Here is a 24,626-nt window from a genome sequence, read left to right on the forward strand (position 1 = left end):
GAGAATCCCCGAGGACGCAGACGGCCCCAATGTTTCACGTGAAACATCGGGGCCGTCTGTTGTCGTCGGGACGTGGTGGCAGCGTCAGCACACCAGGGCAAGAAAGGAGCAGAGGGGGTGCAGAGGTAGAGCGCGTCGCTCAGGCCGTGGGATCGCTGCGCACCTCAGCGCGGGGGTTCTCACGGTAGTACGCTTCGATGTCCGCGAGGCTCATGGTGCCCGTGGCAGTCGGCTCCGGCGCGGGAGCCGTGACGCGCTGGAGCCCGCACAGCAGCGATTCAGCCAGACGAGCCCGGTAGGACTCGGTGCGCAGCTGCTCCCGCTCCACGGGGCTGGAGAGATAGCCCAGATCCACCCAGGCGGTGGCTGCCCCTGCGCTGCGCAGCGTGCTCCACTGCCGGGCGTGGCTGCCCAGGTCCAGGGCGCCGGTTCGGGCCACGAGTTCCCGGAGGATCATGTCCGAGGCCTTGTGGCCGATGGGCGCGTAGGACTGTCCGGTGGCGGGGTCGCCCCAGTAGAACGTGGCGACGCCCTGAGCATGTGGGGAGCGGTTCCAGTCGCACTGCAGGCACAGCACCACGGCCTGGGGATGCGCTGCCAGCGCCTCCTGCTGCGTCCGGACGCTCACACGACCGCCCGCCGCGCGGTTCCCTGAGTCCGGTCCCGGGGAGGAAGAAGTGCTCTCGGACTCCTGGTCCCATGGTGTGACGGCAGGATCGTGCTCCGTGCGTGGGTGCTTCGGTTCCTCCTGGGGCGAGGAGCCCCCGCAGGAGGAGGGATTCACGAGCACGGGCACGGCCCCCACGTTGCGCAGCAGGTCGTAGGCGCGGACCGCCACGTCCATCGTGATCTCGTCCTGGGCCGTGGTGAACTCGGGGGGTGCGGCATCGGGTGCTGTGGCGGAGCTCGCGGCGGAAGGGACCAGAACGACCTCCCGTCCGCGAAGCGCCTCGTGCAGCGACTCCAGCCGCCGGTGGTCGCGCAGGGAGAAGGCTTTGGCGGTGGTGATCTTCTTGCTCACGCGGGCCAGTCCCGTGAGCGTCTCCCGGTCCACGACGCCGTCGACCTCGGTCCCGAGGCTGCTCTGCAGCTCCTTGACCGCGTACTCGGTCTGGCGCGTGAACGTCCCGTCCAGGTGTCCGTAGTAGAAACCCAACAGGGAGAGGTTGGTTTGCAGTTCTTCGACGTCGTCACCGTGCAGCGGCCGGTCCTCCTGCAGGAACAGTGGCCGGTCTCCCAGGGAGTACTGCGCATCGTTGAGCGCCGCCTCGGTGTCCGGCCCCACCACACCGTCCACGATGAGCCCCTTGCGCTGCTGGAAACCCCTCACCGCCCGGTCCACGTGACCGTCGAAGACCGAGGGATCGCGGGCGGCGTCGGGCGCCAGCTCGGTGTCCTGCGCGCCGGCGCGCAGCAGCCTTTCCCTGAGCCCCAGGACCCGTCGGTCGGACACGCCGTGGCGAAGCGGTGCTCCTGCGGTGGGTTGCGGCACGTGGGCCTCCCTGCTGTTGGTCGTCCCGCTCGTGCGGGCTTCGGGTCTGGGGTGAATGATGTCAGAGAAAACCCGGGCCCGCGCACCGGCGGTGCGCTGACCCGGGCGGGTGGTCTCACGCGGAGGGGGTGAGGTACTCCCCGAACTCTTTCTCCAGCGCGGACTTGGGCTTGGCGCCCACGGAGGTCTTGGCCACCTCGCCGTTGGCGAAGAGGTACACCGCGGGGATGGAGGTGATGCCGTACTGGGAGGCGATCGCGGGGTTGTCGTCCACGTTGACCTTGACCACGTCCACCTGCTCGGCGTACTCGGCGGCCAGGGCGTCCAGGACGGGGCCGAGCTGGCGGCAGGGGCCGCACCACTCCGCCCAGAAGTCCACGATGGTGGGCTTGGAGTTCTCGAGGACCTCGGTCTGGAAGGTGGCGTCGGTGACGTCCTTGGCTGAGCTCATGTCTGGTTCCTTTCGTCGGTGTCGCCCGGACGGTTCTGTCCGGAGGGTTCCGCGGGGACGGGTCCGGGCGGAGGAATGGGGTCAGCGACCAGGGGGTGCACGCGGCCCCCGCCGGCTCAGCTGTCCAGCGCCGCCAGGTAGTGCTCCACATCCACGGCGGCCACGCAGCCCGAGCCCGCGGCCGTGATGGCCTGGCGGTAGGTGGGGTCCACCACGTCGCCCGCGGCGAAGACACCGGGCAGCGAGGTGGTGGAGGAGCGGCCGTCCACGGCGATCGTGCTGTCCACCGTGAGCTCCAGCTGGTCCCGCACGAGATCCACGCGCGGGTCCGAGCCGATGGCCACGAACAGCCCGGTGACCGCGAGTTCCGAGGCCTCGCCGGTGACCGTGTCCTCCAGGGCGAGGGACTCCACCTTGTCCGCACCGTTGATGCCCGTGACCCTGGTGTTCCACAGGATCTCGATCTTGGGGTCGTCGAACGCGCGCTGCTTCATGATGTCCGAGGCACGGAACTCGTCCCGGCGGTGGATCAGCGTGACCTTGTCCGCGAACTTGGTGAGGAAGGTGGCCTCCTCGATCGCGGAGTCACCACCGCCCACCACGGCGATGTTCTGCCCCTTGAAGAAGAAGCCGTCGCACGTGGCGCACCAGGAGACACCGTGTCCGGACAGGCGCTCCTCGTCCTCGAGCCCCAGCTTGCGGTAGGCGGAGCCCGTGGAGATGATCACGGCGCGCGCCCGCAGGACCGTGCCGTCCTCGATGGTCACGGTCTTGACCTCACCGTCCAGCTCCACCGAGACGACGTCCTCGAAGCGGATGTCCGCGCCGAAGCGTTCCGCCTGCTGCTGCATGCTGTCCATGAGCTCGGGGCCCATGATGCCGTCCACGAACCCGGGGTAGTTCTCCACCTCGGTGGTGTTCATGAGTTCGCCGCCGGCGGTCACGGAGCCCGCCAGCACCACGGGCTTGAGGTTGGCCCGCGCCGTGTAGATCGCGGCGGTGTACCCCGCGGGGCCGGAGCCCACGATGACGACGTCGTGAACGGCGTCGTCACCCGGGGCCGCAGCCGGGGCGGTGGACGGCTGGGCGGCGCCGCCCACGCCGATGTTCACGGCGCTGGAGAAGATGCCGGGCTGGTTGCTCACTGCTTCGAAGCCTTTCCATGGGTCACCGCGTTCGCGGAGGTCGACTACACGTCAGAACGTGGGGAGCACGCTCAGATATTCCACCCCGCGGGGCGTCCTGGGCTGGTCGCGCCGCACGGGGGACGACGACGCCGCACCGCGGGTCCCCGGGGCCTGGACAGCCCCGTGGGCCCACCGTGGGGACCACCCGGACCCCGTGGGGTCAGCGGACGTCCACCTCTCCGATCCGCAGACCGAAGGGGTATCCGCCAATGGGGTTGCTCAGCTGGGGCAGCTCGGTCCACTGGACCAGCACGTACTGGTGGGGCGTGCTGCGTGCGGCGTCCGAGAGCGCAACGGTGACCTCGGGGCCGGTGAAGGAGCCCTTGCCCACCTCCTGGGCGCCCTCGAGAGAGGGCTGGTCCGAGACGTAGACGGTGAACTGGCCGCCGGAGCCGTCCGCCTGCTGGATGGTCAGCTCCTGGGCCGTTGCGGGTTCCTTCAGCTGCACCGCAAGACCCACGCTGTCCGCGAGGTTGCCGAACTGCGCGCTGGAGAACCCGTAGCTGAGCCAGTAGGTGGCGGGATCGCCGTCCGTGGCCTGGTTCATGGTGGCGTCCGTGTCCGCCATGAAGTTCGGATCGGAGGTCAGCCGGGAGGCGGAGGCCACGTCCGGCGCCGCCGCGGCGCTGGGTGCGGCCGTCGCGGCGGGAGAGCCGCTGGGATCCGCCGGAGCCGCGGTCTGCTCCGGTGCTCCCTCACTGGTGAACTGGCTCGTCAGGGCTCCGAGTCCCCGGAACCCCAGGACAATGGCGGCAATCAGCACGATGGCCAGCAGGAGCAGCAGGAGCCAGCGCAACGGTCCCTTGCGGGAGTCCTCTGCGGTGGAGCCCACGGTGTCCGACGTGTCCCCGTTGCCCGTGCCCGTTGCGGCCGCACCAGCCGTGGCCGTACCCGCGTCGACCGCGTCCCTGCCGTGCGTGGCGGGCACGTCCTCCGTGCCCGGGTTCCTGTGTGTTGTGACCTGCTCGAGGTCCTCACGGGAAGCGGTTCCGGGTCCGGTGCTGGCACCGGCCACGGCGGCGTCAGCACCTCCCGCGTGCGGACCCCCCACGGCCGCGCTGGCGGGTGAAGAGGCGGTTTCCGGCTCCGGATCGAGCCCCTGCCCGCGCTGCTGATGCGTGGCGCCTGCCCCCGTGGCTCCTCCGAGTGCGGCCCCTGCAGCGGCAGCCCCCGCGCCGGCGGTGCCACCGGTGCTTTCGTCAGCCGTTCCCGCGGTCCTGTCATCGGTCCGCTCGGTGGAACCTGTGGTGGCAGCTTCGGCGCGGTCCCGGGACGCGGCGGCCGGGGCGGCGTCGTCGAGGGGCCCGGGCGCGTCAGGGATGCCGGCGGCGTCGCCGGACGGGACGGCGCGTGAGCCGCCGTGGCGCTCGTCCAGGCGGTCCGGCTTGCCCTCGGTGCGCTCGAAGCTCTCGTAGCGGTTGTCGCCGTCGTACGTGGGGTCGATGGCGCCGGCGGCCACCGTGGCACCACCGGAGCCGCCGCGGGAGGCTGCGCGGTCGAACATGGTGGAGCGCACGGCACCAGGGCGGACCTTGCGCGCGAGGCCGAGCCTGTTGCGCACGGACGGTGCGGGCGGCGCCGAGGAGTAGTCGTCGTAGTCCGAGGCGCTCCAGCGCGTGACGGCGGGCTGCTCGTCCTGGGGCTCCTCCGTGCGGGGTGCGACGCTGCGCTGCGGCTGGGTGGGATCCGGCTCCTCGTAGATGTAGGACGCCGAGGACGCGGTGCGCGCATCCCCGAAGATGTCGTCGGAGAGGGAGTAGTCGTCCGAGTGCTGGTCCGCGAACAGCAGCGCGTCCAGCAGGTCCGCGGCGGGTGCGTAGGACGTGACCAGGTAGGTGGCGTCCTCGGTCTGGCCCATGTCCAGGACCTGGAAGCCGCTGTGCCCGGAGCCGGCCGCGAGGGAACGGGCGTTCTCCACCACGGTGGACTCGTGCGCGGGCGCGGGAACCAGGATGGACACCCGACGGCGCAGGATCTGGTCCTCGCCCTGGAGCACGTGGTCGTGGTCGGCGGTGCTCAGCAGCGACGCGCTGACCTTGTAGCGGCCGCCCAGGACGGTTCCGAGCGCGATGGGCTGGGACACGGTGGCTCCCTCTGATTCGGGCGCCGCGGCGGTCGCACGGACGCGAGAACGAACTTTCCGGCAGTCTACCGGCCGAGCTTGGCCTTCAGCGGGGCCACGAGGGACGCGAACTCCTGCACCCGGAAGACCTTCAGGGCCACCGCGTAGCCCACGGCCATGGCGATGCCTCCGACCGCGATGGTGGCCAGCGCCGTGACCTGCCGGTGCCACGGGAAGCCGTCCGTGCTGTAGCCGCCCATGAGCCACAGGGCCGCCACGCCGACGAGCCCCGCCACGAGGGAGGCCGCCAGGATCCGGGCGTGCGAGCCCACGATGCGGGACAGGCCGTAGTCGCCGATCCGCCGCTTGAGCGCGTAGTGGTAGATGACCGTGGCCAGGATGTTCTGCAGGGCGTAGCACCCGGCCACGGCGAACACCATCTGCTCGGGCGGGACGGCGTGGGCGATGACCACGGCGCCGAGCACCGTGAACACGGATACCGCGAGCTGCACCATGAACGGTGTGCGGGCGTCCTCCTGGGCGTAGAACGCGCGGCCCAGCATGAACGCCGTGGACATGAACGGTGCGCCGATCGCGATCACGGTGATGACCTGCCCGATCACGGCGCCCGCCGCGGGGACACCGCCGGAGAACAGCATGCCCAGCGGTCCGGCGTAGACGATCAGGGCCACCATGCAGAACACCGTGGCCACGCCCGTGACGCGCAGGCTCGAGGAGAGGGAGGACACCAGGGACTCGCGGTCGTGCTCCGCGGCGGCGGCCGCCATCCGGTTGAACAGCACGGTGGCGATGGACAGCCCGATCACCCCGTGGGGCAGGGCGTAGAGCATCGTGGCCTGGTCCAGCACGGCCGTGCCCGCGATCGGGGCGGGACCGCCCGGGCCGGCGGGAACGTCGGAGCGAGCTCCGGTGGGGATGGCCGCCGTGCGGTACAGGGCCATGAAGGCGAGGTTGGCGATCACGCCGGTGGCCAGGGTCCAGCCGCCCAGCCGACCCGCGGCGGACAGCCCGATCCCGCGCCACCCGAAGCGCGGGCGGACGCGCAGACCCAGCCGCGCGAGCGGCCAGAACAGGATGAAGGCCTGGGCGGCCACGCCCACCGTGGACATCCCCACGAGCCAGAACGTCTGCGCCGACGTCCAGTTCTCCAGCGTGTGCGGGGTGGTGCGGAACGGGCCGAACAGGTAGATGAACACCAGCAGCGAGGCGATCGCGATGACGTTGTTCAGCACGGGCGCCCACATGTAGGCCCCGAACGCGCCCTTGGCGTTGAGCACCTGGCCCACCACGGTGTAGAGCCCGTAGAAGAAGATCTGGGGGAACGTGATCACCGCGAACATGGTGCCCATGGCCAGCTGCTCCTGGGACCAGCCGGGGCCCATGAGCCGCATGATGGGCCCCACGCACAGCAGCACGGCGGCGGTGATCACCAGCAGGGCGATCACGGCGAGCGTCAGCAGCCGCGAGATGTAGTCAGCGCCCTCGTCCTCGGACTTGGACGCCTTGATGATCTGCGGCACCAGAACCGCGTTGAACACACCGCCGGCGATCAGCACGTAGATCAGGTTGGGCAGGGTGTTGGCCAGCTGGAACACGTCCGCCATGGTGGCGGCGGAGCCGATGGCCACCGTGATCAGGAAGGTCTTGACGAAACCCAGGATCCGGGACACCAGGGTCCCGGAGGCCATGATGGCGCTGGCGCGCGCCCCGGAGCTCTGCATGGAACAAGGCCTCCTGCACGAAGGGTGGGACCGTCCGCGGCGCGGCACGGGTCGAACGGGACACCTTACAACTGGTGGATGATGTATTCCCGGGCGATGTCGGCGATGCGCCGCTCGTTGGGGAAGGACAGCTTGCGCCCGAGGTCGTCGATGCCCGCCCACGCCACGTCCACGGCCTCGTGGTCGGGATCGTTCTCGGTGGTCAGGAATCCGCCGGTGGCCTCCAGCAGGAAATGGTGGACGGTCTTGTGCACACGGTGCCCGGAGACGGTGAACCAGTAGTCGATGCTGCCCAGCGGGGAGAGCACCCGGCCCCTGATCCCGGTTTCCTCCTCGATCTCCCGCACGGCGGCCTCCTGGTTGGTCTCCTCACCCTCGGGATGCCCCTTGGGGAGGCACCACTCCAGGCGCCCACCGCGGTTGATGCGAGCGATGATGGCCACCGGATGCGTGGGGTCGGACAGGTTGACCACGATCCCACCGGCCGAGACCTCTTCCACCGTGGGCAGCGCGGAGACCGGTTGGTTCGGTCGCCTCTTGGGCGCGCTGGGTACGGGGAAAGCCATGCCGTCTACCTTAGCCACAATCACCTGGCACTCCCTGACGGCCGCCGGAGGCCCCCGCCGCAGCCCCGGCAGGGCAGTCGAGAAGCCGTGGCGCGACCCCGCCCCGGTTCGGTGGCGGCGGCCGGCGAGGCCGCTCGGGGCCGTGATGCGATAATGGCTCGCATCATGACGCAGCTGCTGGACACCTCCTCCCTCCACCCCGTCTCCCTCGAACTGGGCCGGCTCTTCGCCGCCTCCGGGCACGAGCTGTCCCTCGTGGGCGGTCCCGTCCGCGATCTGCTCCTGGGGCGGGAGGCCCTGGACCTGGACTTCACCACGGACGCGGATCCCGATCAGACCCTGGCCGTCATCCGCGACTGGGCGGACGCCCACTGGGAGATCGGACGGGACTTCGGGACCATCGGGATGCGCAAGGCGGGCATGCAGCTGGAGGTCACCACCTACCGCGCCGAGGCCTACGACCCCGATTCGCGCAAACCCACGGTGGCGTTCGGGGACGACCTCACGGAGGATCTGCGCCGCCGTGACTTCACGGTCAACGCCATGGCGCTGCGGCTGCCGGACATGGAGCTCGTGGATCCCTTCGGGGGCATCAAGGACCTGCACGCGGGTGTCCTGCGCACCCCCGGAACCCCGGAGGACTCCTTCACGGACGATCCCCTGCGCATGATGCGCGCCGCCCGCTTCACGTCCCAGCTGGGTCTGACGGTGGCGGAACCGGTGCGTGAGGCAATGACTGCCATGGCGCAGCGGATCGAGATCGTCTCCGCAGAGCGCGTGCGCGAGGAGCTGGTCAAGCTGATCTGCGGCGCCCAGCCGCGGCGCGGCGTCGAACTCATGGTGGACACCGGCCTCGCCCAGATCGTGCTGCCCGAGGTGCCGGCGCTGCAGCTCGAGACGGACGAGGCCCACCACCACAAGGATGTCTACCAGCATTCCCTCACGGTCATGGAGCAGGCCGCGGAGAAGGAGACGGACGCGGGGGGCCCCGTTCCCGCCCCGGACTTCGCGCTGCGCTTCGCCGCGCTGATGCACGACGTGGGCAAGCCCGCCACCCGGCGCTTCGAGCCGTCCGGGGCGGTCAGCTTCCGCCACCACGAGGTGGTGGGCGCCAAGCTCACCCGCAAGCGGATGAAGGCGCTGCGCTTCGACAACGACACGATCAAGCGGGTCACCCGCCTGGTGGAACTTCATATGCGTTTCTACGGATATGGAGAGGCGGACTGGACCGACTCCGCGGTGCGCCGCTACGTGCGGGACGCGGGGAGCGAGCTCGAGCGGCTGCACCGGCTGACCCGCTCGGACGTGACCACCCGGAACCGTCGCAAGGCCGCCCGGCTGGCCGGGCACTACGACGAGCTCGAGCGGCGCATCGCGCAGCTGGCGGAGCAGGAGCAGCTCGACGCCGTGCGCCCCGAGCTGGACGGGCAGCAGATCATGGGGGTCCTGGGCATCCCGCCGGGGCCCCAGGTGGGTCGGGCCTACAAGTACCTCCTGGAGCTGCGCCTGGACGAGGGGGCGCTCGGGGAGGACGAGGCGCGGGAGCGGCTGCTGCGGTGGGCCCGTGAGAAGGGCATCGGCGGCTCCTGAGCCGAGCGGCGGCGTCGTGCCGAGGGGCGGGGCACTGCGCCACCCCGGTGTGGTCCGGCGCTGGGGGCCGCGCCACAGGTCCGGTGCCGCGCGCCGTTCCACGGACTCGGTGCCGTGCGCCGCTCCACCGGGCAGGTGTCGCCCGGCGCTGCACGCCGCAGAGTGACATGACGCCCGAGAACGCGCACCCGCGTGGAACACTGGTGATCGATTCCCCGCCCACGCCCTAGGAGACCCCGCATGAGCCTCGAAGGTGCACGCAACAGGTCCGGAGCAAGTGCCGGCCTGATGCTGCTGGGCGTGGGGCTGTACACGGTGATGATGGCCTACCTCATCCGCATCCCGTGCCACGTGCCGGAGTGGAACGTCGCGGAGCAGGTCCCGCAGCTGTGCGCCACCGTGATCGACGCGGGCGATCTGGGGGTGCGCTCCTCGGACGTGGCCGGAGGCTTCTTCACGGGCGGCCCCACGGGGGACCAGCCCGTGCTGGTGGGCATGATCACCACGATCATCGGGTGGTTCGCCTCCAACCTGTCCTCCCTGATGGGTCTGGACGTGGGGCAGGGCTTCTACCTGGACCTCTCGGTGGTGCTGCTGGCGCTGGTGTGGCTGGCGATCGTGGCCGTGGTGTCGTCGCTGAGCGGCAACCGCAGCACGGACGCGCTGGTCATGGCGCTGTCCCCCGTGGTGGTGCTGGTGGGCTTCCAGTCCTGGGACCTGTGGGCCGTGCTCTTCATGATGCTGGCCGTCCTGGGGTACGTGCGCGGCAATCCCGCCGTGGCCGGGATCATGGTGGGTTTCGGCGCGTCCGTGGCCTTCTTCCCGGTGGTGGTGCTGCTGGCCATCCTGATCATGGCCGCCCGGCACCGGTTCCTGAAGGACATCGTCTCCGCGCTGCTGTGGGCCGTGTTCGCGTGGGCGGTGATCAACGGGACCTACATGCTCACGGCCTGGGACCGGTGGCTCGCCCAGTTCAACGAGATGGTCCGCTCCGACACGGGCAGCTCCTCCCTGTGGAACGTGTGGGCCTCCACCGTGGAGCCTCGCACCGGAGTCTCCCTGGGCGCCGGGGACGGTGGCCAGTTCGTCCTGCTGAGCATGGTGCTGGCACTGGTGTTCGTCCTGCTCGTCGCACTGCTGAGCAAGCGTGAACCCTCCGTGGTGCAGGTGACCTTCCTGCTGCTGGCGCTCTACATCCTGCTGGCCAAGGAGTACTCCCTGACCTACGTGCTGTGGCTCGTGCCGCTCGTGATCCTGTGCCGGCGCAACTGGGTGGAGTTCGCGCTGTGGCAGGTGGTGGAGACCCTCTACTGGGCCACCGTGGTGCTTCCCAGCTCGGCGTGGCCCACCCTGCCCTGGGCGCAGGAGTTCGGGTGGAGCGCCCAGGACCTGCTGGCCGTGGTGCGCTACGCGTTCCTCGTGTACCTGGTGGTGGCCGTGGTGGTGGACATGTTCCGCGGCCGCAAGGCGGCGGCCCTGGGTGCCTCCGCCGTGCAGTAGCCCGCCGCAGAACCCATGAGCAGACACGAACCCGAGGCCCTCGAGAACCTGGCGCTGCCCACCCTGCGCGCCCTGGCCGTGCCGCTCGTGGTGGTCCTCGCGCTCGTGGTCGGCATCGTCACGGTGTGGACCTCCGCCGCGAACTGGTTCCTGGTGGCCCGGGACCCGGAGTCCCCTGTGGACACCTACCTGAGCTACCTGGAGGGAGGCAGCTCCCGGCAGGTCATGGCACCGCTGCTGACCACGGAGGACGACGGGCTCGACCAGGTGCTCACCAACCCCGCGTACCGAGCCGCGGGCAACCGCCCGCAGCGCCACGAGTTCGTGGGCACCCGGGTCACCGGGGACACGGCGGTGGTCACCGTGGACGTGGGCCTGGGGGACGGCTCCGTGGTCCGGCGCGACTACACCGTGCACCTCGTGACGGCGTGGGGGCCGTTCAACGACGCCTGGCAGCTGCGCGAGCGCGAGCACGCGCCCGTGACCGTCCGGCTGCCCGCCGCCGTGGACGCGCTGGCCGTCAACGGGCAGAAGGTCCGTCCCGAGGACACCGCGATCGGGCCGGACCCGGACGCCCCTCCTGGCGGTCCCGCCCGCACCTGGCGCTTCGAGGGCCTCCCCGGGCAGTACGACGTCGCCCTGCCGCAGGACTCGTACCTGGTGGCCGGGAAGCATGCCGTCACGGAGATATCTCTTGCGGATCCGCGTCCGGCCGAGGCGGGCATGACCTACGAGGCCTCGCCACGCATGTGGGAGGAGGTGGAGCGCGAGGTGCAGAACACCCTCAGCACGTGCGGCAACGTGGTGCGCTTCGACGCGGCCACCTGTCCCGTTCCCCGGAAGGCCGAGCGGGCGCCGTCGTCCGGGGGTGGCGCACCGACCGGGACGAGCGGGTTGGCGGACGGGGTCTCCAACGTGCGCTGGCAGCTCACCTCGCGTCCCGCGCTGCTGCTGGAGCCCGACGCGCGGGATCCCCTCACCTTCCACGCGGTGCCCTTCCGGCAGGCGCAGGCCCGGGTCACGTGGCTGCAGAACGGGCGGCAGATGGAGGAGATGGTGTCCTTCGAGATCGAGGTGACGGCCCGCACCACCGGGGAGCACCTGGACACCGACGTCCGGTTGCGCTCCCCGCTGACCCACCCCCAGGCGGGCCCTCGGCCCTCCTAGACTGGAGACAGCCGAGACACCGCAGTGCCGCACGAGGACAGGGGAGCCACCATGGCCGAGGAACCGGAGTACTACCGCGCGCAGCCCATGCCGCCGCGGGGCGGGGCCCGCCCGGGCTCGCCGTACGGCAGCACCGCCGGCGCCTCCTGGGGAGGCCCCACGGTCAACGTGAACGTGGTGGGTGGCAAGTCCACGCTGCTCGCATACGTGCTGTGGTTCTTCCTGGGCCAGTTCGGGATCCACAAGTTCTACCTGTCCCAGCCGTTCCAGGGCCTGATCTACCTCACCCTCGGGGTGGCGGGGTGGGCCACCGTGGGCATCTTCATCGGGTGGTTCCTGCTGATTCCCCTGTGGCTGCTGCTGCTCGTGGACATCTTCGTGATCCCGGTGCGGGTGGGCACTCTCAACGCCCGGCTGGCCCGGCGCGTCAGTGGCTACTGAGGCCCCGCTGTAGTAAAGTGGGCAAGTCTGTGTGCCGTGCGCCGTTTCTCGTGCCGGCACCGACAACGCACAGAACCTCCTGCTGCGGAAGGACCGCAGCCGCTCAGCCCGAAGGAGGTGGGTTCTTTACATGCGTGAATACGAACTGATGGTCATCCTCAACCCCGAGGTGGAGGAGCGTGCCGTCGAGCCGACCCTCAAGAAGTTCCTCGAGGTCGTCACCAAGGAGAACGGCACCGTCGACAAGCTCGACATCTGGGGCCGTCGTCGCCTGGCCTACGAGATCCAGAAGAAGTCCGAGGGGATCTACGCCGTGGTGAACTTCACCGCCGAGCCGCAGACCGCCAAGGAACTGGACCGTGTCCTGAGCCTGAACGAGGCCGTGATGCGCACCAAGATCATCCGCCCGGAAGAGCAGAAGATCCACGGCAAGTGAGCTGACGTGCGGTCCACCCGGACTGCACACCGCACTCTCCCCGGCAGCCCTCACGGGCTCCGTGAGATGCTTGTCAACCCACTGAGTCTCGCATCCAGCGTCCACACATCCGGAGGTTCACATGGCTGGCGACACCGTCATCACAGTGATCGGAAATCTGACCGCAGACCCCGAACTTCGCTTCACGCCGTCCGGAGCCGCCGTGGCCAACTTCACCGTTGCGTCCACCCCGCGCGCCTTCGACCGGCAGAGCAACGAGTGGAAAGACCAGGAAACTCTTTTCATGCGCTGCTCGGTGTGGCGTGAGGCAGCCGAGAACGTGGCGGAGTCCCTCACCAAGGGCACCCGCGTGATCGTCCAGGGCCGCCTCAAGGCACGCTCGTACGAGACCAAGGAAGGGGAGCGCCGCACCAGCACCGAGCTGGAAGTGGACGAGATCGGCCCCTCCATGAAGTACGCGACCGCCAAGATCAACCGCAACTCGCGCGGCGGAGGAAACTCTTACGGCGGGAACCAGGGCTTCGGCGGCGGTCAGGGCGGCTTCGGAGGAAACCAGGGCGGCGGCCAGGGAGGGTTCAACGACTCCCAGGGCGGCGGCGGTGGTTTCAACCAGGGCGGCAACCAGGGCGGCGGGTTCAACGGGAACCAGGGTGGCCGTGGCGGCCAGCAGCGACCGCAGCAGGGCGGTGACCCCTGGGGTCAGTCCTCCGGCGGGAACTACGACTGGGGCGCCGACTCCGAGGACGAGCCCCCCTTCTAAACATCAACAATCCACCCCATCCCGCAGGTCCGCCTGCGGGCTCCGCACCAGAAAAGGAGCACCACGATGGCCAAGGCTGAAATTCGCAAGCCGAAACCAAAGCAGAACCCGCTCAAGGCGGCTGACGTCACCGAGATCGACTACAAGGACGTCGCACTGCTGCGCAAGTTCATCTCCGATCGCGGAAAGATCCGCGCTCGCCGCGTGACCGGCGTGTCCGTCCAGGAGCAGCGCAAGATCGCCCAGGCGATCAAGAACGCTCGTGAAGTGGCACTGCTGCCCTACTCCGGCGCCGGCCGCTGATCAGAGAGGACTGAGAACTCATGGCAAAGATCATCCTGACCCAGGAAGTCTCCGGGCTCGGTTCCGCTGGCGACGTGGTGGACGTGAAGAACGGCTACGCCCGTAACTTCCTGTTCCCCCGCGGCTTCGCCACCCCGTGGAGCCGTGGCGCCGAGAAGCAGATCGAGTCGATCAAGCAGGCTCGTGCGGCACGTGAGCTGTCCTCCCTCGAGGACGCGCAGGCTCTCGCCGCCAAGCTGACCTCCACCACCCTGACCGTCCCGGTCACGGCCGGTGCCGAGGGTCGCCTGTTCGGCACGGTCCGCGCCGGCGACATCGCCTCCGCTGTGGAGAACGCCGGTCTCGGTTCCATCGACAAGCGTCGCGTGGACCTGACCCAGCGCATCAAGACCACCGGCGTGTACCAGGCCGTGGTCCACCTGCACGAGGACGTCAACGCGAACGTGGAGTTCGAGGTCGTCCCCGCCTGATCCCCGTGGTCCCGCCGCAGCACCCCGGTGCTCGGCGAGCCCGTCCGCGTCCGTCAAGGGGCGCGGACGGGTGGACCCCGGTGGATCCGCGCAGGATCCGTGAGAACCCCGTGGAACGCCTTCCACGGGGTTCTTCCATGCCCAGAGGCATCCAGCCTCTCCGGAGCGGTTCGTGGGAGGATCGAGGTCATGATCTCCAGGAGTGTGTACACGATGAGCACGGGCCGGAAGCTGTTCTGGGCCGGGCTGGGATGTGTGGCCCTCACCGTGGTCCTCTTCTTCGGCGGGTTCCTGGTGGGCAACTCCTTCAGCCCGGAGTTCTCCATGGGGGTGCTTCTGGCAGGGCTGATCCTGAGTGCCGTCACTTCCCTGGTGGCCGGGATCATCGGGGTCGCCGGGATCGTGGCGTTCCCCCGGCTGCGCGGCAGGTTCGTGCTGGTGCTCCTGCTGGCGCTGCTGTGCTCCCCCTTGCTGTGGCTCATGTCCCTGGTGCTCATCAGCTGATTCATCCACAGCTAAGCGTGCTTGTCCACAGAGATCTCCACATGCTGTGCACACGGCCGAGCGGCGTGTTCCACACGTTTCCCACAGAGTTTTCCACAGGCCGTGGACAGCGCGGGAACACGCGCTGTGCGGGTCTGAGGGCGGTGCGAGAATGGTGGGGTGCGCCGCGGAGGACGGGCGCCGCCGTCGTGAAGAAAGTGAGACAGGGTGTCCGAATACACGTCCGGCCCGCGCGAGGACTACGGCCGCACCATGCCGCACGACAACCAGGCCGAGCAGTCGGTGCTGGGCGGGATGATGCTCTCCAAGGACGCCATCGCGGACGTGGTGGAGGTGCTGCGCGGCGTCGACTTCTACAAGCCGGCGCACGAGAACATCTACGACGCCGTGGTGTCCCTCTACGGGCGCGGCGAGCCCGCGGACGCGATCACCGTGGGGGACGAGCTCACCAAGAACGGTGAGATCGAGCGGATCGGCGGGATCGCCTACCTGCACTCGCTCATCGCCTCCGTGCCCACTGCGGCGAACGCGGGCTTCTACGCGGAGATCGTACGGGAACGCGCGGTGCTGCGGCGGCTCGTGGAGGCCGGCACCAAGATCGTGCAGCTGGGCTACGCGCACGACGGCGAAGTGGACGACATCGTCAACGAGGCCCAGGGCGAGATTTACCAGGTGGCGGAGCGGCGCACGGCGGAGGACTACGTCCCGCTGAAGGACGTCATGGAAGCCACCGTGGACGAGATCGAGGCCGCGGGCAGCCGTTCGGGCATGCAGGGTGTGCCCACCGGGTTCCACGAGCTGGACGAGCTGACCCACGGTTTCCAGGGCGGGCAGATGATCGTGATTGCGGCCCGTCCGGCCATGGGCAAGTCCACGCTCGCGCTGGACGTCGCGCGCTCGGCCTCCATCAAGCACGGCATGACCTCGGTGATCTTCTCCCTGGAGATGAGCCGCAACGAGATCGCCATGCGACTGCTCTCCGCGGAGGGCACCCTCAACATGCAGGACCTGCGCGCGGGCACCCTGCACGACGACCAGTGGGCCAAGATCGCGCAGATCATGGGCAAGATGAACGAGGCACCCCTGTTCATCGACGACTCCCCGAACATGTCGCTCATGGAGATCCGCGCCAAGTGCCGCCGGCTCAAGCAGAAGCACGACCTCAACCTGGTGATCCTGGACTACCTGCAGCTGATGAGCTCCGGCAAGAAGGTGGAGTCCCGCCAGCAGGAGGTCTCCGAGTTCTCCCGTGCGCTCAAGCTGCTCGCCAAGGAGCTGGACGTGCCCGTGGTGGCGCTGTCCCAGCTGAACCGTGGTGCGGAGCAGCGTCAGGACAAGAAGCCGCAGGTGAGTGACCTGCGCGAATCGGGCTGCCTCACCGGCGACACCCGCATCCTGCGGGCGGACACCGGCGCGGAGACGACCATGCGTGAACTCTTCGACTCCGGGGAGAAGGACGTGCCCGTGTGGGCACTTGCGGATGACCTCCGGTACGTGAAGCGTCCCATGACGCACGTCTTCTCCACGGGCACCAAACCGGTGTACAAGCTCCGGCTCGCATCCGGCCGCGAGGTCCGGGCCACGGCCAACCACAAGTTCTTCACCTACGACGGCTGGACGGCGCTGGGAGATCTCACGGCTGGAGAGCGACTGGGCATCCCGCGGCACGTGTGTGCGCCGGAGCAGGAAACGCAGTGGGACGATCACGAAGTGGTGATGCTGGCTCATCTGATTGGAGACGGTTCATTCGTACGACGCCAGCCCATTCGTTACGCCTCGATCGATGAGAACAATCTACGAGTGGTGACGAGTGCTGCCGCCCACTTCGGCATCACCCCAGTAAGAGATGAACATGCGGCTTCCCGCTGCACGTCCCTTCGTTTGCCCGCGCCGTACCGACTGACTCATGGCAGACGGAACCCCATAGCGGGCTGGCTCGACGGCATGGGCCTCTTCGGCGCTCGGAGCCACGAAAAATTTGTTCCGCAAGCCGTGTTCTCTCTTCCAAAACGTCAAATCAAGCTTTTTCTGCATCACTTGTGGGCGACGGACGGTTCCGTCACAGTCAACAAGAATCAGCGGGGAGGTCGCATCTACTACTCGTCAACCTCACGTCGACTTGCAGATGACGTCAGCCGGCTCCTCATGCGCTTTGGCATTGTGGGCCGGATCAAGTCCACCCAGAAGAGTGCTTACCGCCCATCGCACACCGTCGACATCTCCGGGACGGAGGACCAGCTCATGTTCCTGGAGCAGATCGGCGTTCATGGAGATCGATCGCGCAACGTCGAGCATCTGCTGGAGATTCTGCGGGACATCAAGCACAACACCAATGTGGACACAATGCCCATCAACGTCTGGGACGATGTCCGGCGGATCATCGAACAGAAGGGCATCACGCACCGCTCATTCCAGGAGGCCCTGGGGACCCGGTACTGCGGATCGGCTCTCTACAAGACGGCCCCCTCCCGTACCCGGATGGCCCGGGTCATCGAGGCCCTGGACACCCACGAGCTCGACATGATCGCCATGAACGACCTCTACTGGGACCGCATCCTGTCCATCACCCATGACAGCGAGGAAGAGGTTTTCGACGCCACCGTGGTGGGTTCGCACAACTTCATTGCCAACGGGGTGACGGTGCACAACTCGATCGAGCAGGACGCGGACATGGTCATCCTCCTGCACCGTGAGGACGTGTACGACAAGGAGTCCCCGCGCGCGGGTGAGGCGGACGTGATCGTGGCGAAGCACCGTAACGGCCCCACCAAGACCATCGTGGTGGCGTTCCAGGGGCACTACTCACGGTTCGCGAACATGGCGCTGGAAGGGTTCTGAGCAGCTCAGCGCCTCCCTGTGCAGGAATGGCCGGGCGGGGCGTGTGGCCAACCTCCCACCAGACTGCCCCCTCCTCGCCTCGCCGGTAACTGCGGCGCCCCACTACGCTTGGCCAGTGCTCACCACAGAACAGGCCGCTTACAAACTCGCCTTCCAGATCGCGGACGCCCTGATCCGCAGCGGGGCGGGGTCCGCGAACACCACCAAGTCGCTGCTGTCGATCTTCCGCAAGACCGACCTGCGGGACGTGACCGTCAGCGTCTCCCTGGGGCAGGTGACCATCAGTCACCAGGACCAGCCGGACAAGGCTCCCAGCACGCGGGTGTTCGAGACCCAGCCCGGAACGCTGGACATCCAGCTGCGCACCGCCGCCGGTGAGGTGCTGGAGAAGTTCGTGCTGGGGGAGCTCAGCGCGGACGAGGCCAGCGACCGCATGGACGAGATCATGGCGAAGTCGCGGGTCGTCGGTCACAAGCTGATCATGACCGGTTTCACCATGTTCGGGGTGGGCTTCGCGCTGATCCTCGGGGGCAGCTGGGGCACCGCGATCAGCGCGGGCGTGGTCTCGGCCATCGTGTACGGGGTGTACGCGCTCATCCAGCGCATCAAGGCCCCGGAGATCTTCAGCCTGGCGGCAGGTGGGCTCACCGCTGTGCTGGGAGCGACCGTGGCAGGGGTCCTCTTCGACATCACCCAGACCGCGGTGTGCATCGTGGCCGCGCTCGCCGCGTGGCTCGCCGGGATCGCGGCCTACGGTGCGGTGCACGACGTCATCACCGGCTGGTACGTCTCCGCGTCCGGCCGCATCCTGGAGGCCGTGACCAGCACGGCCGGTCTGGTGGCCGGCGTGACGGTGGGCATCCACGCCATGCAGCCGCTCGTGGGCAACTCCATGGACTACATCGAGACCCTGGAGATGGACGACTCCCGGTGGGCGCTGTCCGTCCTGGGTGCGTTCGCGGTGTCCGCGGGCTTCGCGCTCGCGTCCGGGGGGCGCGGGTGGAAGCTGTGGGCACTCGGCCTGTTCGGCGGTCTGGTGCAGCTGGGTGTGCTGGGCCTCGGGGCGGTGGGCATCAGCTCCTACGGCGCCATCCTGATCTGCTCCATCATCGCCGGCGCGCTGAGTGTGACCCTCACCCGCACCCTGAACCTGGCCTCCAACGCCACCCTGATGATCGTGCTCCTGCCCCAGTTCCCGGGGATGCTGGTCTATCAGGGCGTGCTGGGCACGATCTTCGGCATGCAGGACGCCGGGGAGTCCGTGCTCAAGGCCGCCATCACCGCGTTCTGCCTGAGCATGGGCGGCATGCTGGGTCAGTACCTCGCGTCGGAGACCCTCTGGGCCGGGCGCCGCAGGCAGTTCGCCCTCAAGCACCCGGGCCAGAAGTTCCGCCGCGAGATGGCGGACGAGGCGAATTTCAGCGACATCATGGTCCCGATCTTCTCCAAGCCCTTCAACAGCTGAGCAGCTACTTCCCCATGGCCTCCGCCACGCGCTGCACGAGGCCGCGCATGTTCTCGAGCGTGCGCTCGGCGCGCTCCTCGGGACTCATGGTCTCCTCCATCTGGCGCACGCCCTCGGGCTTGCGCCGCCCCAGCGTGTAGTCGCTGCACGCGAGGTTGGAGCACACGTACGTGCCCACGGAGCTGTACTTGTCCTTCGCGGACTTGGAGCGCTGGATGGACACGAGCGACACCCCGCTGGCCGGGTGCAGGGTCAGGCAGATCTGGCACATCCTCGCCCCACCCGTCGCCTTCTGCGCGCTCTTCTCCATGACGAGCCCGCGCAGGCCGTCCTCGGTCTCCACCACCACGTAGCCGGCGCGCGGCGATTTGGGGTCGTACCACCCCAGGAAGATCTGCTGCTCCCACGCGGTGTGCAGCACGTCCTGGGGGATGTTGATGCGCTGGGCAGCACCTTTGGAGCAGTTGATGAAACTCTTGCGGATTTCGGATTCTGTATGCGTATGCATGATTTTGGGCTTTCGTTCTGGTGCGTCACTGCGCGCACGACGCCGCTCGCGGGCGTTGCGTGGGACACGCACCCGGGCGCGGGGCAGGAAGGCGCGGCGGCGGCGTCGTTCGGGAGCGTGAGGACATCGGGCACGGTCCGGCGGCGGGGCAGGGACGCGGTGGAATTTTTGGGCGTGACGAAGGGCGCGGCCCGGTCGTCCGCAGACGACGGCCGCGCGGGTCAGCGCTGTCTGGTGCCGGCGTGAGAGCCGGCTGCCTCCTGACGCACGTGAGCCTCGTTCCTCCGCGGGTGCGGATCGTGGTGACGTACCCGGCGAGTCTATCGCCGGGCTGTCGCACGTGCACCGGATGAGTGGCCCCGGGGGGCGCGGGTGTCTGCGGGCGGGACGCCGGGCGGTCCCGGAGAGTAGCTGGGGTTTGGGTTTGGGGGTCCGACGGGGTGTCAGGATGGCCGGGCCTCACCGTGGGGCAACGTGGCCTGACATGCGAGAACGCAAGTTTGGGAATCACCTGAGTGCTAAAATTGATGCATCGACATGAATGCTGGACAGACTGGGGAACCCGTGAACGACTCCGACATCGACCGGCGGCGGCTGGCCAAGGGGGTTGCGTGGAGCGTTCCCGTGATCGTGGCCGCGAGTGTGGCCCCGGCGGTAGCGGCATCGCCAATGCCGACCCTCTCGGTGTCTGGACGAGGGACCTACAACCGCGCCTGGTACACGGAGAATTTGGACTACCGGGAAAACTACAAACTGTTCTCGACGCCCCCGCTGTCCAGTCGGCCCGGTCAGGGCTTCTGCATCCAGAACAGCAAGAGTTCTACGGACATTCAAAATGCGAGAGTTACGTACCACCTCCCGTACTATGACCTGCGATTTGTCTCCGCCGGCCCGGGGGCGAATGGATGGAGCGTGCTGAGCCGAGACTATTCCGTGGGAAACAAGTCATACAACGGGATCACCTACTACGCCTACACCACGGAGTACCGCGGTGGGCTGACCCCTCAGGACGGCACCACGTGCCTTCCTTCATACGGGTTCGAGAGCAACGGCCCTCTCGACAGCACCGGGTACTTCTTCGTGGACCACACCGTGCAGGTGAACGGTCAAACGCTCAGAGTCGATGCTGGACGTGTCGCCATGATCGGCTAACTCCGCGGGAACTCCACAGCCCGGGCCCGCAGTGGCCGCACCGCCTACCCTGGAGGCATGACCTCCACGAGCACCGAAACCGAGTCCCTTGCTGTCCTGCGGGAGGTCTTCGGCTATGACTCCTTCCGAGGTGAGCAGGCGGAAATCATCGACCAGGTGGTCGGCGGCGGGGACGCCGTGGTGCTCATGCCCACCGGCGGCGGCAAATCCCTGTGCTACCAGATCCCCGCGATCCTGCGGGAGGGCACGGGCGTGGTGGTCTCCCCGCTGATCGCGCTCATGGCGGACCAGGTGGCCGCGCTCGAGGCCGTGGGCATCCGCGCGGCCTTCCTCAACTCCACGCTGGAGCCCTACGAGGCGCAGGAGGTCGAACGGCAGCTCGGTGCCGGGGAGATCGACCTGCTCTACGTGGCACCCGAGCGGCTGATCCTGCCGCGCACCATCGACCTGCTGAAGCGCTCGCCGGTTGCCCTGTTCGCAATCGACGAGGCGCACTGCGTCTCCCAGTGGGGCCACGACTTCCGCCCCGACTACATGGGACTCTCCGTGCTCGCGGACGCCTTCCCGGACGTTCCCCGCATCGCGCTCACCGCCACCGCCACGCGCGCCACGCACCAGGAGATCACCGAACGGCTGCGCATGGAGAACGCGCGGCACTTCGTCTCCAACTTCGACCGCCCCAACATCCAGTACCGGATCGAGCCCAAGGACGGCGCGAAGGACCAGCTGCTGCGGCTGATCCAGTCGGAGCACCCGGGGGAGGCCGGCATCGTCTACTGCCTCTCCCGCAAGAGCGTGGAGACCACCGCGGCCTGGCTCTCGAAGCGCGGGGTCACCGCCCTGCCGTACCACGCGGGGCTCGACGCCGCGGTGCGCCAGGACACCCAGGTGCGGTTCCTGCGGGAGGAGGGGATCGTCGTCGTCGCCACGATCGCGTTCGGCATGGGGATCGACAAGCCGGACGTGCGCTTCGTGGCCCACCTGGACCTGCCCAAGAGCATCGAGGGGTACTACCAGGAGACCGGCCGCGCGGGCCGCGACGGCATGCCCTCCACGGCATGGATGGCGTACGGCCTGGGGGACGTGGTGAACCTGCGGCGGATGATCGACCAGGGCGAGGGCAGCGACCTGCACAAGCGCAATGCGCGCTCCCACCTGGATGCCATGCTCGCCCTGTGCGAGACCACCGACTGCCGCCGCGTGCAGCTGCTGCGCTACTTCGGGCAGGACTCGGAGGCCTGCGGGAACTGCGACACGTGCCTGAACCCGCCCAAGGTCTGGGACGCCACGGTGCCCGCCCAGAAGCTGCTGTCCACGCTCATCCGCCTGCAGCGCGAACGCGGTGAGCAGTTCGGCTCCGGCAAGGTGTTCGACATCCTGCTCGGCCGCTCGAACGACCGCACGGAGGCCTCCCGTCACCAGGAGCTCAGCGTGTGGGGGATCGGCCAGGAGCTGTCCCAGCAGGAGTGGCGGTCCGTGCTGCGGCAGCTGCTGGCGCGCCGGGTGGTGGAAGCCGTGGGTGACTTCGGTGTGCTGGTCCCCGGTCCGGAGGCCGGGCCCGTGCTGCGCGGGGAGATCGCCCTGGAACTCGCGGTGGACCGGGCCCCCGCCGCGCGTGGCGGCGGCCGGGCTCGCGGCGGCGGGGGCGGCGGGCGCTCACGCGCCGCGGACACGCTGGACGAGGCCGCCAAGGAGACCTTCGAGGCTCTGCGCGAGTGGCGGACCTCTGTGGCCAAGGAGAAGCAGATCCCGCCCTACATGGTGTTCTCGGACGCCACGCTGGTGGGGATCGTGGAGGCCGCCCCGGAGTCGACCGCTCAGCTCAGTGGGATCAGCGGGGTGGGCGCCAAGAAGCTCGCCGAGTACGGAGACGCCGTGCTGGAGGTGCTGGGCACCTCGGTCTTCTGAGTCCGGGGACCGAGGTGGCCGATCGGTGTCAGCTGGCCGTGACGGAGGAGATCCGGTCCGCGATGGCGTCCGCCACCCGGCCGGCCTCGCGCTCGGGAAGCCAGTGCCCGGCGTCGAGCTCGATGAACTCGTACGGTGCGTGCACGTACACCTCGGTCTCCTCCGCGGCCGTGCGGCCCAGGGCGGGATCCCGGTTGCCCCACACGAACGTGGTGGGCACCGTGATGATGCCGTTGCCAGCGTGTGTGCCCGTCACGCCGTCCTTGCGGAACATCGCGCGGTACCAGTTGATGGGTCCGCGCAGGTCCTCGGCGGTGGAGAACCGCTGTCCGTAGCGGGACGCGGCGTCCTCGCTGATCCCCTGCTTGCGGGCGATCGTGCCGATTCTTCCCGCGAGCAGCCGCTCCGGTGCGCCGGGGATCTGGAACATGCCGATGTACCAGGACTTCTTGAGCTGGTCCGCGGTCTTCAGGGCGTGACCCAGGGCGGTGGGGTGCGGCGTCGAGAGCACGGTCAGGGAGGTCACCCGCTCCGGGGCGCGCAGGGCAATGTCCCACGCGAGCACTCCACCCCAGTCGTGGCCCACCAGGTGGAAGGTCTCGGCTCCCGCTGCGTCCGCGAGGGCCAGTGCGTCCCCGGAGAGCTCCTCGCGGCGGTACGCGGCCAGCTCGGTGGGCCGGGCGCCCGGGGAGTACCCACGCTGGTCCATGGCGAGAGTGCGCAGCCCCTGCGCGTTCAGCCGCTCCGTGACGGAGTCCCAGCAGCGGGCGTCCTGCGGGAAACCGTGCAGCAGCAGGACCACGGGGGCGTCCTCCGGGCCCTGGTCGAGAACGTCGAACGTGAGTCCCTGTCGCGTGAAGCTGGTGATCCGAGTCATGCCTCCACCCTATGGCGCACGGAGGGGCTCGTCAGCCGTGGCCGCAGACCTGGAGCGGGTCTGGGGCGGAGCGGCTCTAGAAGAACCCGATGACACGGCCGATGACGGCCAGGACAATGAACAGCGCCACCACCACGGCCAGGCCGATCAGGACAATCTTGCCCACGGCGCCCTCACCGGGGCGCTCGCGGTCCACCTCGTTGTTGGTGGGTCCCACGCCAAGTCCTTCGGCGGGCGGGGTGTCCCCCTCCACGCTGTACCCGGAGTGCTCATTGGCTGCTGCGGCCGCCTTGCTGCGGTCCTGCTCGGATTCCTCCGGATTGATGTCTGCCACCGTGGCCCACTTCCTGGGTGCTCGTGCGGAGTTGGTGGAGCCACTGTAGCAAGCAGGCTGAGCATCCGGGGGCTCGATCCGCCGTCACCACCTCTGCGCGCGGCGGAATGCCGGGGCCGTGTGGCGGGGGAGCGCGGGGCTGGACCGCGCCGGGAGGGGGTTCGGGGGGCTCCTGCGGAGCCGGCGGCACCGCGCGCGGACGGCCCGGGCGGCGTCGTGCGCTAGGAGTCCGTGGGGTAGTCGCGCGGCCAGCTGTGGCCGAGGCTCGCCTCCACGCTCTCGTTGAAGCGGCGGGTGAGGTGGGCCAGGGTGGCGACGTCCTCCGCGGACCAGTCCCGCGTGAAGCGCTCGAAGGACTCCCGGCGGGCGTGGAACTCCTCCTCGAGGCGGCGCAGGCCCTCCTCGGTGGGGCGGTGCTTGCGGGCCACGCCGCCCTCGGGGTCCTTGATGCGCTCGATCAACCCGCTCTTCATGGCGGCGGCCACCTGGCGGTGGACGGTGGAGATGTCCAGGCCGAAGGACTGCGCGAGCTCGGCCACGCTCATTGGGCCGCCGGCCTGCAGGCGGGCGAGGAGCACGGTGGAGCTGCGGTCCAGCGCCTCGGTGCGTGACTGCGGGGGCGCGCCCTGGAGGGCGTATCGGGAGAGCAGCATGTGCTCGTAGACCAGCTCGCTCACGGAATCCTCGCTCTGCACGGGTCCATCCTTTCATCTGTCGTTCGTCCGCTGTCCGCGCGCGGGGTGCGTGGGCCGCGAGGGTGGGGGCGGCGTCGTCGTCGTGGCAGGGGTGGACGCGGAGGCGGGGGTCACGGTCTGACGGGACGCGAACCCCCGAAATTGCACTATACAAATCTCCGAGTAGTATTTTGCACTA

General features: G+C 68.9%; 23 protein-coding genes. 13 read left to right on the forward strand and 10 right to left on the reverse strand.

Going from position 1 to position 24,626, the window contains the following annotated elements; genetic code table 11:
• Positions 1-139: 139 nt before the first annotated feature.
• The 6 genes from P8S73_RS07370 to P8S73_RS07395 all read right to left on the reverse strand — a co-directional run bounded on the left by P8S73_RS07370 (position 140) and on the right by P8S73_RS07395 (position 7,500).
• Complete coding sequence (locus P8S73_RS07370) at positions 140-1,492, reverse strand: peptidoglycan-binding protein (protein WP_396350284.1); 1,353 nt, start codon at positions 1,490-1,492, stop codon at positions 140-142.
• 115 nt (positions 1,493-1,607) lie between these two features.
• Complete coding sequence (gene trxA, locus P8S73_RS07375) at positions 1,608-1,943, reverse strand: thioredoxin (protein ID WP_019310415.1); 336 nt, start codon at positions 1,941-1,943, stop codon at positions 1,608-1,610.
• A 116-nt stretch (positions 1,944-2,059) separates the two neighbouring features.
• The gene (gene trxB, locus P8S73_RS07380; protein ID WP_059281318.1) at positions 2,060-3,043 is read right to left on the reverse strand and encodes a thioredoxin-disulfide reductase; all 984 of its coding nucleotides are present in this window, start codon (positions 3,041-3,043) and stop codon (positions 2,060-2,062) included.
• Positions 3,044-3,290: 247 nt separating this feature from the next.
• On the reverse strand, positions 3,291-5,213 hold the full coding sequence (locus P8S73_RS07385) for a hypothetical protein (RefSeq protein WP_396350285.1): 1,923 nt from the start codon (positions 5,211-5,213) through the stop codon (positions 3,291-3,293).
• Positions 5,214-5,278: 65 nt separating this feature from the next.
• Entirely contained in the window at positions 5,279-6,934 is a 1,656-nt protein-coding gene (gene murJ / locus P8S73_RS07390; protein ID WP_396350286.1) for a murein biosynthesis integral membrane protein MurJ, read from the reverse strand.
• Between the two features lie 65 nt (positions 6,935-6,999).
• Positions 7,000-7,500: an NUDIX hydrolase gene (locus P8S73_RS07395; protein ID WP_029603333.1), complete on the reverse strand. Its 501-nt coding sequence runs from the start codon at positions 7,498-7,500 to the stop codon at positions 7,000-7,002.
• Positions 7,501-7,665: 165 nt separating this feature from the next.
• Between P8S73_RS07395 and P8S73_RS07400 the strand changes: the two genes are divergently transcribed.
• The 11 genes from P8S73_RS07400 to P8S73_RS07450 all read left to right on the forward strand — a co-directional run bounded on the left by P8S73_RS07400 (position 7,666) and on the right by P8S73_RS07450 (position 18,974).
• Positions 7,666-9,090 carry a CCA tRNA nucleotidyltransferase gene (locus tag P8S73_RS07400; protein ID WP_396350287.1) on the forward strand — a complete coding sequence of 475 codons (1,425 nt, stop codon included), beginning with the start codon at positions 7,666-7,668 and terminating at the stop codon, positions 9,088-9,090.
• Between the two features lie 240 nt (positions 9,091-9,330).
• Positions 9,331-10,590, forward strand: coding sequence for a glycosyltransferase 87 family protein (locus P8S73_RS07405; protein WP_047978216.1), 1,260 nt, complete (start codon positions 9,331-9,333; stop codon positions 10,588-10,590).
• Positions 10,591-10,605: 15 nt separating this feature from the next.
• Positions 10,606-11,757, forward strand: coding sequence for a hypothetical protein (locus P8S73_RS07410; RefSeq protein ID WP_191550947.1), 1,152 nt, complete (start codon positions 10,606-10,608; stop codon positions 11,755-11,757).
• A 51-nt stretch (positions 11,758-11,808) separates the two neighbouring features.
• The gene (locus P8S73_RS07415; RefSeq protein WP_191550948.1) at positions 11,809-12,198 is read left to right on the forward strand and encodes a TM2 domain-containing protein; all 390 of its coding nucleotides are present in this window, start codon (positions 11,809-11,811) and stop codon (positions 12,196-12,198) included.
• Positions 12,199-12,328: 130 nt separating this feature from the next.
• Positions 12,329-12,634 carry a 30S ribosomal protein S6 gene (rpsF, locus tag P8S73_RS07420; protein ID WP_012399407.1) on the forward strand — a complete coding sequence of 102 codons (306 nt, stop codon included), beginning with the start codon at positions 12,329-12,331 and terminating at the stop codon, positions 12,632-12,634.
• A 121-nt stretch (positions 12,635-12,755) separates the two neighbouring features.
• Positions 12,756-13,394, forward strand: a complete 639-nt coding sequence (locus P8S73_RS07425; RefSeq protein WP_047978215.1) for a single-stranded DNA-binding protein — start codon at positions 12,756-12,758, stop codon at positions 13,392-13,394.
• Between the two features lie 66 nt (positions 13,395-13,460).
• Entirely contained in the window at positions 13,461-13,697 is a 237-nt protein-coding gene (gene rpsR / locus P8S73_RS07430) for a 30S ribosomal protein S18 (protein WP_012399405.1), read from the forward strand.
• Between the two features lie 20 nt (positions 13,698-13,717).
• The gene (gene rplI / locus P8S73_RS07435; RefSeq protein WP_012399404.1) at positions 13,718-14,167 is read left to right on the forward strand and encodes a 50S ribosomal protein L9; all 450 of its coding nucleotides are present in this window, start codon (positions 13,718-13,720) and stop codon (positions 14,165-14,167) included.
• Between the two features lie 189 nt (positions 14,168-14,356).
• Positions 14,357-14,671, forward strand: a complete 315-nt coding sequence (locus P8S73_RS07440; protein WP_047978214.1) for a hypothetical protein — start codon at positions 14,357-14,359, stop codon at positions 14,669-14,671.
• A 207-nt stretch (positions 14,672-14,878) separates the two neighbouring features.
• Entirely contained in the window at positions 14,879-17,509 is a 2,631-nt protein-coding gene (locus P8S73_RS07445) for a replicative DNA helicase (RefSeq protein ID WP_082141983.1), read from the forward strand.
• Between the two features lie 115 nt (positions 17,510-17,624).
• Positions 17,625-18,974, forward strand: a complete 1,350-nt coding sequence (locus P8S73_RS07450) for a threonine/serine exporter ThrE family protein (protein ID WP_047978213.1) — start codon at positions 17,625-17,627, stop codon at positions 18,972-18,974.
• A 4-nt stretch (positions 18,975-18,978) separates the two neighbouring features.
• Here P8S73_RS07450 and P8S73_RS07455 read toward each other — a convergent pair whose 3' ends face one another.
• Positions 18,979-19,482, reverse strand: coding sequence for an FBP domain-containing protein (locus P8S73_RS07455; RefSeq protein ID WP_124109075.1), 504 nt, complete (start codon positions 19,480-19,482; stop codon positions 18,979-18,981).
• Between the two features lie 933 nt (positions 19,483-20,415).
• Here P8S73_RS07455 and P8S73_RS07460 point away from each other — a divergent pair.
• The gene (locus P8S73_RS07460; RefSeq protein ID WP_047978211.1) at positions 20,416-20,634 is read left to right on the forward strand and encodes a hypothetical protein; all 219 of its coding nucleotides are present in this window, start codon (positions 20,416-20,418) and stop codon (positions 20,632-20,634) included.
• Between the two features lie 57 nt (positions 20,635-20,691).
• Complete coding sequence (gene recQ, locus P8S73_RS07465) at positions 20,692-22,542, forward strand: DNA helicase RecQ (protein ID WP_396350288.1); 1,851 nt, start codon at positions 20,692-20,694, stop codon at positions 22,540-22,542.
• Between the two features lie 28 nt (positions 22,543-22,570).
• Here the strand turns inward: recQ and P8S73_RS07470 are convergent, their stop codons facing one another.
• The 3 genes from P8S73_RS07470 to P8S73_RS07480 form a co-directional block, all read right to left on the reverse strand.
• Positions 22,571-23,419: an alpha/beta fold hydrolase gene (locus P8S73_RS07470; RefSeq protein WP_047978210.1), complete on the reverse strand. Its 849-nt coding sequence runs from the start codon at positions 23,417-23,419 to the stop codon at positions 22,571-22,573.
• A gap of 76 nt (positions 23,420-23,495) precedes the next feature.
• On the reverse strand, positions 23,496-23,753 hold the full coding sequence (locus P8S73_RS07475) for a DUF6480 family protein (protein ID WP_249494162.1): 258 nt from the start codon (positions 23,751-23,753) through the stop codon (positions 23,496-23,498).
• Positions 23,754-23,974: 221 nt separating this feature from the next.
• The gene (locus P8S73_RS07480; protein WP_039100645.1) at positions 23,975-24,448 is read right to left on the reverse strand and encodes a MarR family winged helix-turn-helix transcriptional regulator; all 474 of its coding nucleotides are present in this window, start codon (positions 24,446-24,448) and stop codon (positions 23,975-23,977) included.
• Positions 24,449-24,626: the final 178 nt, after the last annotated feature.

The organism is Kocuria sp. ChxB (genome assembly GCF_044359605.1).
Lineage (GTDB): Bacteria > Actinomycetota > Actinomycetes > Actinomycetales > Micrococcaceae > Kocuria > Kocuria rhizophila.